13 protein-coding genes are annotated in these 12,811 nt (G+C 42.4%); 8 read left to right on the top strand and 5 right to left on the bottom strand.

All coding sequences use genetic code 11. The features are described from left to right. The first annotated feature begins 3 nt into the window (after positions 1-3). Positions 4-621 (top strand): LURP-one-related family protein, encoded by a 618-nt coding sequence (locus tag N7U62_RS19970; RefSeq protein WP_318840752.1) that lies wholly within the window; start codon positions 4-6, stop codon positions 619-621. Between the two features lie 49 nt (positions 622-670). Here the strand turns inward: N7U62_RS19970 and N7U62_RS19965 are convergent, their stop codons facing one another. The 3 genes from N7U62_RS19965 to N7U62_RS19955 form a co-directional block, all read right to left on the bottom strand. Beyond that, a complete protein-coding gene (locus N7U62_RS19965; protein WP_264139866.1) occupies positions 671-1,540 on the bottom strand; it encodes a DUF6970 domain-containing protein in 870 nt (289 codons plus the stop codon). A 64-nt stretch (positions 1,541-1,604) separates the two neighbouring features. Next, positions 1,605-1,949: a 5-carboxymethyl-2-hydroxymuconate Delta-isomerase gene (locus tag N7U62_RS19960; protein ID WP_264139865.1), complete on the bottom strand. Its 345-nt coding sequence runs from the start codon at positions 1,947-1,949 to the stop codon at positions 1,605-1,607. A gap of 50 nt (positions 1,950-1,999) precedes the next feature. Then, positions 2,000-2,146 carry a C1orf53 family protein gene (locus tag N7U62_RS19955; RefSeq protein ID WP_264139864.1) on the bottom strand — a complete coding sequence of 49 codons (147 nt, stop codon included), beginning with the start codon at positions 2,144-2,146 and terminating at the stop codon, positions 2,000-2,002. A gap of 90 nt (positions 2,147-2,236) precedes the next feature. On the opposite strand from N7U62_RS19955, the gene rocD reads away from it, so the two are divergent. The 7 genes from rocD to N7U62_RS19920 all read left to right on the top strand — a co-directional run bounded on the left by rocD (position 2,237) and on the right by N7U62_RS19920 (position 9,931). Further along, positions 2,237-3,472 (top strand): ornithine--oxo-acid transaminase, encoded by a 1,236-nt coding sequence (gene rocD, locus N7U62_RS19950; protein ID WP_264139862.1) that lies wholly within the window; start codon positions 2,237-2,239, stop codon positions 3,470-3,472. A 120-nt stretch (positions 3,473-3,592) separates the two neighbouring features. After that, positions 3,593-4,291 carry an SDR family NAD(P)-dependent oxidoreductase gene (locus N7U62_RS19945; RefSeq protein WP_264139861.1) on the top strand — a complete coding sequence of 233 codons (699 nt, stop codon included), beginning with the start codon at positions 3,593-3,595 and terminating at the stop codon, positions 4,289-4,291. 4 nt (positions 4,292-4,295) lie between these two features. Then, a complete protein-coding gene (locus N7U62_RS19940; protein WP_264139860.1) occupies positions 4,296-4,472 on the top strand; it encodes a Lacal_2735 family protein in 177 nt (58 codons plus the stop codon). After that, entirely contained in the window at positions 4,472-4,948 is a 477-nt protein-coding gene (locus tag N7U62_RS19935; protein ID WP_264139858.1) for a flavin reductase, read from the top strand. The genes N7U62_RS19940 and N7U62_RS19935 overlap by 1 nt, the downstream gene beginning before the upstream one ends. A gap of 15 nt (positions 4,949-4,963) precedes the next feature. Beyond that, the gene (locus N7U62_RS19930; RefSeq protein WP_264139856.1) at positions 4,964-6,073 is read left to right on the top strand and encodes an FAD-binding domain-containing protein; all 1,110 of its coding nucleotides are present in this window, start codon (positions 4,964-4,966) and stop codon (positions 6,071-6,073) included. Between the two features lie 102 nt (positions 6,074-6,175). Then, the gene (locus N7U62_RS19925; protein ID WP_264139854.1) at positions 6,176-6,745 is read left to right on the top strand and encodes a ligand-binding sensor domain-containing protein; all 570 of its coding nucleotides are present in this window, start codon (positions 6,176-6,178) and stop codon (positions 6,743-6,745) included. Between the two features lie 54 nt (positions 6,746-6,799). Then, positions 6,800-9,931 carry a two-component regulator propeller domain-containing protein gene (locus tag N7U62_RS19920; protein WP_264139853.1) on the top strand — a complete coding sequence of 1,044 codons (3,132 nt, stop codon included), beginning with the start codon at positions 6,800-6,802 and terminating at the stop codon, positions 9,929-9,931. Here N7U62_RS19920 and N7U62_RS19915 read toward each other — a convergent pair. Then, a complete protein-coding gene (locus tag N7U62_RS19915; RefSeq protein ID WP_264139852.1) occupies positions 9,928-10,365 on the bottom strand; it encodes a hypothetical protein in 438 nt (145 codons plus the stop codon). The two genes, N7U62_RS19920 and N7U62_RS19915, sit on opposite strands and share 4 nt — an antisense overlap. Before the next feature lie 75 nt (positions 10,366-10,440). Beyond that, positions 10,441-12,435, bottom strand: coding sequence for a sensor histidine kinase (locus N7U62_RS19910; RefSeq protein WP_264139851.1), 1,995 nt, complete (start codon positions 12,433-12,435; stop codon positions 10,441-10,443). Positions 12,436-12,811: the final 376 nt, after the last annotated feature.

Here is a 12,811-nt window from a genome sequence, read left to right as displayed (position 1 = left end):
AACATTTTCAATCAACTAAATTACTTTTTCCACATGCATTCTATTCTCAACCAGAATTTGTTCTTCGTGAAAGAACACGTGGGTATGTTCAAAGCATCCAACAACTACGACATTTATAATCCCAATAGTCAGGAAATGATCATGACCTGCAGGGAGGAGAAGCTCGGTTTCTTCACCAAAATGCTTCGATTCACGGACTACAAACGAATGACGCCATTTGATGTGGAAATCAAAACCACTTCTGGAGAGAAAGTATTGCGGGTCAAAAGAGGAGTTTCGTTCTTCTTGTCTGATGTAGAGGTCCTCGACGAAAATGAAAACCTTATCGGGAAATTCAAGCAGAAGTTCTTTTCTATCGGAGGGAAATTCGATGTTTTGGATGCACAAGAAAATCTACTCTGCCAACTCAAGGGAAAGTGGACAAGTTGGGATTTCAAATTCGTAAAGGATGAAGTGGAATTTGCTGCTGTTAGCAAAAAATGGTCAGGCATTGGCAAAGAACTTTTCACCACTGCCGACAACTACATCCTCAAAATCGATGAGAAAGTAAATGAAGGTCACCCTATGCGACTACTCATTCTCGCTGCTGTGATGTGTATCGATATGGTGTTGAAGGAATAGAAAACTTTCATCAAGTTTAAGGTTCAATGAATCGAGCCTTAAACTTGATTCACTTAAAATACAACTCGATAGGTTTCATCGCCTTTTCGTGAAAGTCCGGGCAAGTATCGACACCAGCAATCCCTCCAAATTCACAAATCACTTCCTGGTCCGCATTGTACACCACAGACATGGCATCCGGGCACTGGTAGCAATGATCGACCTGAAAAACACAGTCTCCCTCATATTCCCATTGTAGTACTTTGCTCACCTCCTGATCTTGCTCAAACCCAAAAATCATCCGCTCTAACCAATGGAGCTGCTGAATCGGGTTTAGGTAAGAACAAGCCCCAAAACCTACAAATCCAAAAGCCTCCAACTCATCGATGTACTGGTCCTCCACCAGCACCATTAGGTATTTTCCGTTCCCACAAGTGCAAGCTTCGCAATAGCCCTGGTCACTGATCACCTCATGAATCTTCAAAGCAATGATTGGGACTTTTAGACCCTTTTCGGATCGAAGAGCGTCTATGATTTCTTTTTCAGATTGGCCTCCCAGCTCCCAGGGGTTGGCGCATTGGAGCACTTGATAGTACATCAGCGAATACTGCTCTGGTAAGCCCTCAGTCATTTTCAACTGCTCAACCGTGCCACCAATCATCAGACCTATAGACTTGCCACTGGGAACAAAGGAGCTATAAGGTGGAAAAAGAAACGTACCTGGCGCCTGCAACACCTCTGGCAAATCAGTCACCAATACCGAAGTATCCTCCGCAACCTCTACATACCAACCGACTCCATCTGCGGCTGGATCTCCTCCATATTTGATCTGAACTACGTCAGATCCATGGATCTGACTGAGATAACTCGATTCAAGTTCCTCACCTTCACAAGCGATAATCAATAGGGGGAATAATAAAAGAGAAAACAAGTTTTTCATGCTTTGACATTTAAGTCTAAACCAAAGACACGGTTAACCCTCAAATGGTTGAAAGAACTAAAAATTAAACCAAATCTCTATTCGAGTAGGTCGCCTTTTCGAAATCACGGATGTTGATCGACACGATAGGAACCTCAGGAAACATGGCCTTCAACTCCCTGATGATGCTATCAGAAAGCTTCTTTTTTTGATCCACCGTTCTGCCCTCCATGATATTGCCAAATACATGAATAAAATCCTTTTGGGTCCCTCCCACTATATAATGCTCGAAAGCATTGATTCTGACTTTGATCTCACCAGGAGCAAAAAGCCCTGAAGCATCAGCGGTATCATATACCTTTTGGATGATCACTTGGGGTGATTGATGGGCAAGGATGTTTTTGGAGCAATCAATAACGAAATGGGGCATGTTTCAAATGTTTTTAAGCCTATAAAATTTATTCATCTCTTTCTAAATCCTTAAGGACAGTGCTTACAACCATTTTGGCAGCAATATCCTCTTTTAAGATGGTACTTGGCGGTAAAAACCATCAATCCCTCCTCATTGAAATAGAAATCCTCAGGAGCTAAAACGGGCTGTGACTTATTCGGTTCTTTGTCTGACAAGGGCGGGGAATTAACGTGGCTTTTAGTAATTTTGAGCGAATCTAAGGAGTTCTGACTTGATACTCCTTCTCATGTTAAAAATACACATCGATGGTAAACGAAATGACAAGCGAGCAAGCGATTGCTCTCGAAGACAAATATGGCGCACACAACTATCATCCACTACCAGTGGTACTGGCCAAAGGTGAAGGCGTACATGTATGGGATGTAGAAGGAAAGAAATACTATGATTTTCTTTCGGCATATTCTGCCATGAATCAGGGACATTGCCATCCGAAGATCGTAGGAGCGCTCACTGAGCAGGCGCAGAAATTGACCCTGACCTCTCGTGCCTTTTACAACGACGCATTGGGTGAGTACGAAAAATATATTACTGAATACTTTGGGTTCGACAAGGTACTGCCAATGAACACGGGAGCTGAAGCTGTAGAAACGGCCATCAAACTGACTCGTAAGTGGGCGTATGAAGTAAAGGGAATTCCTGAAAATGAAGCGAAAATCATCGTTTGCGAAAACAACTTTCACGGTAGAACTACCACGATCATTTCCTTCTCGAATGACCCAGACGCACAAAAGAACTTTGGGCCGTACACTGCGGGTTTTGTTCGCATCCCATACGATAATATCGATGCACTAAAGGCTGCCTTGAAGGAAGAAAATGTAGCTGGACTACTCATGGAACCTATTCAGGGTGAAGCGGGTGTTTATGTCCCTCAAGATGGTTTCTTGAAAGCTGCCAGCGAAGCTTGTAAAGAAGCGGGCGTGTTGTTTGTAGCAGATGAAGTGCAAACGGGTATCGCAAGAACAGGTAAGCTTCTAGCGGTAGATCATGAAGAAGTAAAACCTGACGTATTGATCCTGGGCAAAGCTATCTCTGGTGGAGTCTATCCAGTATCTGTCGTTTTGGCCAATGATGACATCATGGGTGTAATCAAACCGGGACAGCATGGATCTACCTTCGGTGGAAACCCGGTAGCAGCCAAAGTAGCCATGGCTGCTCTGGAAGTAATCAAAGACGAAGCTTTGGCAGAAAATGCAGAGAAGCTAGGCCAGATCTTCAGGGCTCGCATGAATGAATTCATCGAAAGCAGCGATTTGGTTTCTCTGGTAAGAGGTAAAGGACTATTGAATGCCATCGTGATCAATGATTCAGAAGACAGTTCGACCGCATGGGACATCTGTGTGGCCCTGAAAGAAAATGGTCTTTTAGCAAAACCTACGCATGGTAATATCATACGTTTTGCACCTCCATTGGTCATGACCGAGGAGCAATTGCACGATTGCAGTGATATCATCATCAATACAATCAAGAATTTCAAAAAGTAAATGGATCAATCAACTGCAGGAACACCACCTGCAGTTGATCCCTATATTTGTTTAATAGTTTACATTTTATATTGAACAAATATTCCTCCTCCTCGTTTCTTACCTCATACTCAGTAAGAAATGAAACACTTCGTAATCATAGGCGGCTCATCAGGAATAGGAAGAGCCATAGTTGAAAGACTTTTAGAAGCAGGGCACCATGTGACTGCCACCTATCGCAATACAGAACCCTTTACCCAGCATGATCATCTCACATGGATACCATATGATGTATGGTCTGACTCCCTGGATGAACAACAACTTCCTGAAGTGATCGATGGTTTAGCCTATTGCCCTGGAGCTATAGATTTATTACCATTCAAAAGACTAAAGCAAGAATCGCTTTTGCAGGATTTCAAATTGCAGGTGACCGGGGCAGTAAGTGTACTCCAGCATTTAGAATCCCGAATCAAAAAAGCAGAACAAGCCAGCGTGGTATTGTTCTCAACCGTGGCGGTACAAAGTGGTTTCAACTTCCATACCCAAGTAGCCATATCCAAAGGAGCGATAGAAGGTCTGACACGATCACTGGCAGCCGAGTGGGCTCCCAAGGTGAGAGTCAATGCCATCGCTCCATCTATCACCCAAACAGACTTAGCGAAAAAACTTCTTTCTTCTGAAGAAAAAATCAAAGCCAATGCCGACCGTCATCCACTCAAAAAAATAGGTCAACCTGAGGATATTGCCCAATTGGCTTCTTTTCTGCTACAGGACAGCAGCGGTTGGATGACCGGACAAGTCATCAAACTAGATGGCGGCATTTCAACACTTAAAATATAAAATCATGTTTGGAATATTTAAAAAGAAATCGGAGCGCGAAAAACTCAACGAGCGCTACAAAAAGTTGATGAAAGAATCTCATCAATTATCCACAACGGATCGGTCCAAAAGCGATCAAAAATTTGCCGAAGCGCAAGAATTGCTGACTCAGTTAGACAACATGGAGAAGGAGAATTCCTAATGAGACGCCCCTGGAACATCATCGATTTGCCCGTCTATAGTCTGGCTACCCTAGGGTCTACAGGGATCAATATGAATATCTGTACCTATGTATCAGGCATCAGTCGTAATCCCAAAAAGTACATGATTGCTCTGGAGCCTCAGTCTCAGACCTATCTCAATTTCAAGAAAAGGAAGACTGCAGTGCTACAGATCTTGAGTCAGGAGGATATGCAATGGGTCAACTACCTTGGTAAGAAGTCTGGCAAAGAAACGGACAAGGAAAAATATCTGCAGCAAAAGCAGGCACTTTCCGAATGGAAATCTCATGAGGTATTGAAAAATGCCAGTGCACTGGTACTTCTACAACTAGATCAGGAAATAGATGCAGGCGGCGATCATCAGCTGATGATAGCGGAAGTAATAGCCAGTAGAACCCTCCGAGAGGATAATATCCTTATGTTTCAGGATTTGGTTGAGTCTGGTATCATCTTATGATTTAACTTAAGGTTGATGATTAGCTTTCCTACCCAATATGCCAAAATCATAGAACGGATCGATCAGATAGATCCCGTTCGCTATTCCAAATCCCGAAACTATTTGGATGGAGCGGTTTCTTACTTGTCCCCTTACATCTCTCGAGGAGTGATCTCTACCAAACAGGTAATGGAACACGTGTTGACGCTTGGGTTGAAGTATTATCAAGTGGAAAAATTCATCCAGGAACTTGCCTGGAGAGACTATTGGCAGCAAGTATGGATCAACAAAGGTGATTTGATCAATCAGGATCTAAAACATCCGCAACCCCATGTCGTCCATCACGAAATGCCAGCATCTATTCTAAAAGGGGATACTGGTATCAAAGCCATCGACAAAGCCATCGAGGAACTCAACCGAATTGGATACATGCACAACCACGTCAGAATGTATGTGGCGGCTATGGCTTGCAACATCGCTCACAGTCATTGGTTGACGCCTGCCAGATGGATGTACTACCATCTGCTAGATGGAGACTGGGCCAGCAATGCACTCAGCTGGCAATGGGTGGCAGGTGCCAATAGCAACAAATGCTACCTGGCCAATCAAGAAAACATCAACCGATACTGCCATACGGATCAGACAGGCACTTTTTTGGATAAAAGTTACGAGGCACTAGGCGCATCATCCAGCTGTCCTGAAGTCTTGCAAGCAACCACACTACCCAAATTAGAAACTCAACTACCCACAACAATCCCATTAACTCTCGATCCAGAAATTCCAAGTGTGATTTACACTTCCTACAACCTGGATCCTAACTGGAAGTCAGATATTGCTGCCAATCGAATCCTCCACCTGGACCCGATCCATTTCAAACAGTATCCTGTTTCTTCCCATGTCATTAGTTTCATCATCCAGCTAGCCAAAGACAATATTCCCGGCATTCAATTGTTCACCGGAAGTTTTGATGAATTAAAACGTCAGTTATTGGGATCTCAAGTTTATTTCAAAGAGCATCCAACCACCCGGCACTATGAAGGGGTAGAGGAAGAGAGAGACTGGATGTTTTCTGTCAAAGGCTATTACCCTTCCTTTTTCTCCTATTATAAAAAGTGTAAAAAGGAGTTGGCTCATCTCAAGACTTAGCAGCAAACCTAAGCTAATGTGCGCGAACACATAATCGAGATTCCATGTTCATACATTGTTAAACATGCGTTTTCACAACTCTTACCAATAATTCATAGGCCAATGAAAATTCCACATAAGAAGGCCTTAACTTTCAGCATGGCAGCTAACAAATTATATCAGTTACCACCTCTACTTTCCCTAATTCTATTATTTCTCACACCCGTTCAAGCGCAGACGAACCGCATCAATTTTGAGCAGTTTAGTTTGACCGAAGGACTTTCGTTCAGTACAGTCAACGAAATAACCCAAGACCATAGAGGTTTTGTCTGGATCGCTACTGAAGATGGCCTCAATCGATATGATGGCACAACTTTCCGAATCTATCGCAGCACCAAAGGCGATAGCACCACCATCGGAAACAATGGCGTCAATGCCGTTTACGAAGATCCATTCGAACGTTTATGGGTTGGTACGACTGGAGAGCTGAGCCTCTATGACCGAGACCTGGATATTTTTCATACGATGAAAGGGACCGCTAACGTTTCCATTTCAGGTATAGCAGGTGTCAGCGAGTCAAAATTATGGATCATTGGTAATGCAGCATCGGGAAAAGACATTTTCAGCTATGACCTTGAAAGCAACAAAATCAGCCCCGTACCTCTAAACGCCATACAGGGTCTAAAAGCCTAGAAGCTCCTGCCCATAAAAAACAACTACCTACTCGTTTCTACCTTGGGTAATGGATTGATCAAAGTAAACCCTACTGCCAACGAAATCTTGAAGGGGTTGGAGGGCAAAATAGTAAGAGATTTCATCGAGATGAATGATGGTACCCTCTGGGTAGGGACTGAAGGTGATGGACTCTTTCATCTGGACGGCAGTTTGGCAGTCATCGAATCCTACAATACCAGCAACGGTCTCCTGGCAAGTGACAAAATATGGTCACTGACCCAGGACGCTGATAATAATATATGGATAGGAACCGATGGCATGGGTCTCTTTCTATTGAACCAGGAAGGTAAACTCACCAACTACCAAAAGGATGATCAAAATCAAAGAAGTCTAAGCTCTAATGTGATTCGCTGCATGTTTAGAGATCGTCAGGGGGACATATGGCTCGGTACTTATTTGGGTGGAGTTAACTACTTCAACAAGAAGAACAATCTCTTTGCACATTACCGAAATTCTTCTTGTGATGAAACTACCCTTTCTCACAACGTGGTCCTATCCTTCACTGAAAATGAGGATGGGAAAATCTGGGTCGGTACAGATGGAGGTGGGTTAAACCTCATGGATTCTGAGGGTAAATTCGAACGATTTTATCCAGAAAGAGGAGGCTTGAGTGGACCAGTCGTATTAGACCTATTCGAAGATAGCGATGATGATCTATGGGCAGGCACCTATGCCAATGGTCTGAACTTATATCGAAATGAGGAGTTTGAGGTATTCAACACCACCAATGGACTTGGCAACAATTCCGTCTGGGCTATCGGCGAACGAGTCCCTGGAGAAATCTGGATCGGAACCAATGGCAGTGGAATAAGTGTGCTCAATAAAAATTCTGGTGAATTCAAAAATTATCTCAGTGATCCTTCTTACCCTAAAAGTCTGAGCGACAACACTGTGCGCTGCATATACAAGGACAAAAAAAATCGTCTTTGGATAGGAACCTATGGAGGACTTAGCCTTTACAATCCTGGCACTGATGACTTCAGTCGATTCAAATATGAATCAGAAGACAATGAAAGAGGAACAGCGCTGGTACTATCTATTGCAGAGGACAATAATGGGGTTTTGTGGCTTGGCACCTATGGTGGTGGGCTGCTACGCTTCGACCCTAAGACAGAAAAATTCATGAATTACACGGAAGAAGATGGACTCAGCAGCGGCATTGTATTCGGTGTAGTAGTAGGCTCTCAAGGCTACATTTGGCTGAGTACAAGCAATGGACTATTAAAATTCGACCCCAAAGAAGAAAGCGTCATAGTCTATGGTGAGAGTGATGGATTGCAAGGAAGCACCTATAGTGTAGGATCCTATTTTAAGGATTCAAAAGGCAACATTTATGTTGGAGGCAATAATGGTTTCAATGTTTTTGACCCCTCCTTGATCAAAAACAGCAATGAGTCTCCTGAAGTGGTTTTGACTCACCTTTTGATCAACAACATAGCTGTCAAGCCCACCGATAAAAACTCGCCGCTGAAAAAACAAATCAGCGAGGCTGACGAACTCGCGCTCAGCGCTGATCAATCTGTATTTGGTTTCGAATTTGCAGCACTCAATTTCACCAATTCTGATAAAAACATGTACGCCTACCAGATGGAGAATTTTGAGGATGAGTGGAACTACGTAGGCAATAGAAACTTCGCAAGCTATACCAATCTGGATGCTGGCGATTATATCTTCAAAGTAAAATGTGCAAATGCTGATGGCGTATTCAACGAAGAGTATAGAGCCTTAGCAGTTACTGTTTCACCCTATTGGTACCACACCTGGTGGTTTAGATTTTTTATTCTCATAGTAGTGGTGACTGGTGTATGGTATTACCAGAGAATGAAATCAAGAGAGCGACAAGAAAGCCGAAGAATTCTGGAAGAAAAAGTGGAGGAAGCTGTAGCTGAGGTCAAAACACAAAACAATGAATTACTGACTCAGAAAGGACATTTACAATCGGCGATTGAAGACACTAATTTTGTAATGAGAGAGGCAGTAGAATCCGGAAATTTCAAAGCCAGAATATCTACTGACAACAAAGAAGGACAATGGAAAGCTCTGGCAGTTTCGGTCAATGAGCTATTCGAGTCAGTACTTACTCCTTTCAATGATATCAACTTTGTGATTCAAAAAGTAGCAGATAGTGACCTAACAGCTCGATACGATGGTAATGCGCAAGGAGATATTTTAGTTATCACGGACAATCTCAACACAGCCATGCATAACCTGGCGCTTTTGTTGAAGGACATCGTCGACAAAACAACGTTCATTGGGGAGGCTTCTGACGAAATGCTCCATACGACACAGGAGATGACCTCCAGCACAACGGAGATTTCAAGCTCCATTGGCGAAATGAGTCATGGTGCCAGCTCACAGTTGGCCAAAGTAGATGAGTCTTCCAATTTGATCGAAGACATGCTGGCTTCCTCTGGCGACATGAGCGAACAAGCCCAGTCCATCAATGAAACGGCTAAAGAAGGAGTAGAAAAGACGCAAGATGGGATTAGAATAGTAAACAAACTGAATGAGAGCATGAAGGACATCCTACTGGCCTCACAAAAAAGCTCTCTATCTATCGATGCCCTAACTACGCGCTCTAAGGAGATTTCAAGCGTCATAGGAATTATCAAACAAATTGCTTCTCAAACCAATCTACTGGCCTTGAATGCGGCCATTGAAGCAGCACAGGCTGGTGATGCAGGGCGTGGATTTGCGGTAGTAGCAGAGGAAATCCGGAAACTTGCAGAAGACTCTAAGCAGTCGGTGGATAAAATTGAAAATCTAATCACTGGCATCCAGGACGACACCCAGTCCACGGCCAAAATGGTAGGTGAAATGGATGGTTTCGTCAAAGTGAATGAAGAAGCCACCAATAGTACGCTTGAAATTTTTGATCTGATCTCCAAACAATACAACGAGACACTCGGCAAATCAGAAAAAATCGTTGAAGTAACTGGTAAACAAACCCAATCCTTACAGGAGGTGGTGAACCTGATGAGAAGTGTAGTGGTGATCGCTGAGCAAACGGCTTCAGGGACTGAACAGATTGCCAGTTCAGCCACTGAGCTTTCTTCAGGTATGATCAACTATTCGGACAGAAGCAAAAAGGTACTAGAGATCGTAAACGAACTCCAGGAAAAAGTGAAACAATTTAAACTTTAATCTCTGGGATCATGAGCAGCATAGGACAATGCAGACTCAGATTTGAGTTCAAGTAGCTTATGAATAAAGTTTTGATTCATTTCCGCATAATAGGCAGGAATCATTTTGAGTCGCCATTGTTCTGCAAACAGACTCAGATGCCCGGGACTTTTGTAGATCGTCAAACGATAATAGGGTAAAGCCAATACCCAACTATCCAGTTTTACTCTAAACCAAATAATGATTCCTTTGGGTCTTAGCTCTATGTTGACATGACGTTGGAAACTTCTGTCACCTATCAACAATTCTATCTCCTCATTTGCCTCTTCAATGACCAGTTTTTGAGAACCAATGCCCCTCATTTTAATCCTGTCCATAAAACCAAATGGCTTCCCAACAGTGTCATTGATGAGTTGATCAACTTCCTTTGAATAATTTGATACTTGCAGCAACATATTACTGTTTACTACTTAAATACCAACAAGTTGCATATTGATCAATTATTTCGATAAGATTCAATTACAGGACATTTAAGCCTTTGGAACTGTGAAGTAAAAAGTACTGCCCTCTCCTTTCTTACTCTCCACTCTGACACTTCCACCGTGCCTTTGTACAAACTCCTGACAAAGCACCAATCCAAGTCCGGTTCCCTTTTCATTATGCGTCCCCTTGGTGGTTGTTTTCTTATCAATCCTAAAAAGATTAGGGATAACTTCCTCGTCTATACCCACTCCATTGTCCTTTACAGATATCTCGATAAAATCTGTTTGATCGATTGCCTCCACTTTGATCTCACCGCCTTCGTTGGTAAACTTCAAAGCATTGGAGATCAAATTTCGGAGGATCGTAGACAGCATAAACAAATCAGCCATTACAATAGTAGTCGGGCTTAAGTTTATCTTCAATGTAATAGACTTATTGCTTGCCGAGACATGTAACAGTTTAGCTACATCTTCAGCCACCCCTTTCACAGAAATAGGCTCTGGGTTATATGCAAGATCTCTAGACTGTGCCCTTGCCCAGGTCAGTAGATTCTCAAGCAACTTGAATGCATGGTCACTGGTGTCTTTGCACATGGACAAGAATTTTTGACGTTCCTCGTCTCCGATTGATTGATAATTGCTCAATAAAAATTCTAAAGTTCCCGTCATCGAGCTCAAAGGGCTTTTAAGGTCATGTCCGATAATAGAAAAGAAACTATCCTTCGTGACATTGAGCTGCATCAGCTGCTCCCGGTTTTTGATCAGTTCCAGTTCAGTCAACTTCTTCTCATTGATGTCCCTGGACACTCCTAGTATCTCTATCTCCCCCTTTTCATTTTTAGTAAGCTTATTATCTACTTCGATCCATATCAACTCTCCGTCTGCTTTGTATTGCTGCAATTCCAATCTGACGCTTTTGACATACCCATCTCTTTCCAATATGGCTACAGATTCATTGATCGCATTTTGGGCGATTGCCCTTGATTCTTCCGTTAAGGTTTCTCCAATATTAATATTCCTAAGTTGATCTGGATTCAATCCAGAATATGATTCCTTTGAAGGACTCACATATTCAAAGCGGTTTTGAGTGAGGTTATAAATCCATATAACATCTGTTATATTCTTAGCCAGCAGTTCGTATTTTTCGTTTTGCATCTTGTTAGAAAAGCTCGCCTGCAGGGCAAATATCGTTATCACTAGGATTAGTAGCCAAGCTCCTCTGCCTAACCAAAGCAATGCAAAGAACAAATTGTGTCCATCCTCAATCTCATCGTGTAATACTACTATTTGCCAATTTTGACTTAGGAGTTCATGCTCTAATTTGATAAAGGGATTTTGTTGAAAAAGATTTTGGTTACCATACAGTGGGATCATGGCTCCTCCTTCCAGCTTTCTGATCGAAACATGATACCCTTTGTCTTTTAGTTCTGCTAGGGTTTCCTGAAAGAACTTCTCGATATCCATCACAATCGATAGTAAGCCCCAATATTCACCATCGATAATTACTGGACTTCTATAAATAAATGCTTCTCCACCCTGCACCAAATTAATAGGACCCGAGAGAAGCTGCTTTCGTGATTCGATTATCCGTTTAATATCGGGCCACTGATCTGGATAGTTTTTATAATCTATGCCAATTGCACGTTCATTTCCTTCAAGAGGAGCTACATATTTAAGAACTGTACCCCTAGACAGGCCTAGGCTTCTGATAAATGGAGTATTGAATTTTACTTGTTCCAGAACGGCCACTATGGCCTCAAAACTTGCAGAGTCATGATAAACCTGCAGATAGGCATCTACACCCGATGACAAATAGATTAGCTTACTCAACTCCCTTTCCAACCTCGGCACCAGTTCGTTTACATGCGAGAGGTTATGGATTTCTTCCTCTTTGGTGATTTGATCCTTGCGATAGTACATCATGGCCTCAAAAAGCCCAAGAAGAATAAATGACAACACGATTGCTACTACAAGAGATCGTCTTGAGAAATATTTATTATGTCCTGAACTCGTCGAAGAAAACTTGAATAGAGATCGCAGCATGTTGGTTAATGTTCTTTCCTTTCCGACAACCCACCCTCTTTACATTCAAATCGTACCGAAAAATGAATCGCCAGACAATATATTAAGCCCAGAAAGATTTAACAATTACTTGAATAAATAATAGCGAGAAGCTGACGATTATCAGACACGAACAGGTCACAACACCAACAGTCAGCTACTTAGAGGATTTGCAACCAATACACATTCTCATTGCCATTCATTCATAAATAAACGACAGTTATTCATTATCCATCTAATCAATAAGCCTTTAAGCGAAGATTTGCTAAATTCGCCATCTCTATTGAAGAGGATATTTGACAGATGGGAATGGCAAAAAGGTTAATTCCACCTATGTCTCTTCATACTTAGACTATTA

Source organism: Reichenbachiella ulvae, from assembly GCF_025833875.1.
Classification (GTDB): domain Bacteria; phylum Bacteroidota; class Bacteroidia; order Cytophagales; family Cyclobacteriaceae; genus Reichenbachiella; species Reichenbachiella ulvae.
Note: the sequence above shows the minus strand (reverse complement) of the source record. Positions and strands in the feature narration are given on the sequence as shown.

What these genes read in the sequence shown, in the direction of transcription:
- N7U62_RS19925 (WP_264139854.1), top strand. Translation starts at nt 6,176, where the DNA reads ATGAAAATTCCACATAAGAAGGCCTTAACTTTCAGCATGGCAGCTAAC.
- N7U62_RS19935 (WP_264139858.1), top strand. Translation starts at nt 4,472, where the DNA reads ATGAGACGCCCCTGGAACATCATCGATTTGCCCGTCTATAGTCTGGCT.
- N7U62_RS19965 (WP_264139866.1), bottom strand. Translation starts at nt 1,540, where the DNA reads ATGAAAAACTTGTTTTCTCTTTTATTATTCCCCCTATTGATTATCGCT.
- N7U62_RS19960 (WP_264139865.1), bottom strand. Translation starts at nt 1,949, where the DNA reads ATGCCCCATTTCGTTATTGATTGCTCCAAAAACATCCTTGCCCATCAA.
- rocD (WP_264139862.1), top strand. Translation starts at nt 2,237, where the DNA reads ATGGTAAACGAAATGACAAGCGAGCAAGCGATTGCTCTCGAAGACAAA.
- N7U62_RS19945 (WP_264139861.1), top strand. Translation starts at nt 3,593, where the DNA reads ATGAAACACTTCGTAATCATAGGCGGCTCATCAGGAATAGGAAGAGCC.
- N7U62_RS19930 (WP_264139856.1), top strand. Translation starts at nt 4,964, where the DNA reads ATGATTAGCTTTCCTACCCAATATGCCAAAATCATAGAACGGATCGAT.
- N7U62_RS19940 (WP_264139860.1), top strand. Translation starts at nt 4,296, where the DNA reads ATGTTTGGAATATTTAAAAAGAAATCGGAGCGCGAAAAACTCAACGAG.
- N7U62_RS19915 (WP_264139852.1), bottom strand. Translation starts at nt 10,365, where the DNA reads ATGTTGCTGCAAGTATCAAATTATTCAAAGGAAGTTGATCAACTCATC.
- N7U62_RS19910 (WP_264139851.1), bottom strand. Translation starts at nt 12,435, where the DNA reads ATGCTGCGATCTCTATTCAAGTTTTCTTCGACGAGTTCAGGACATAAT.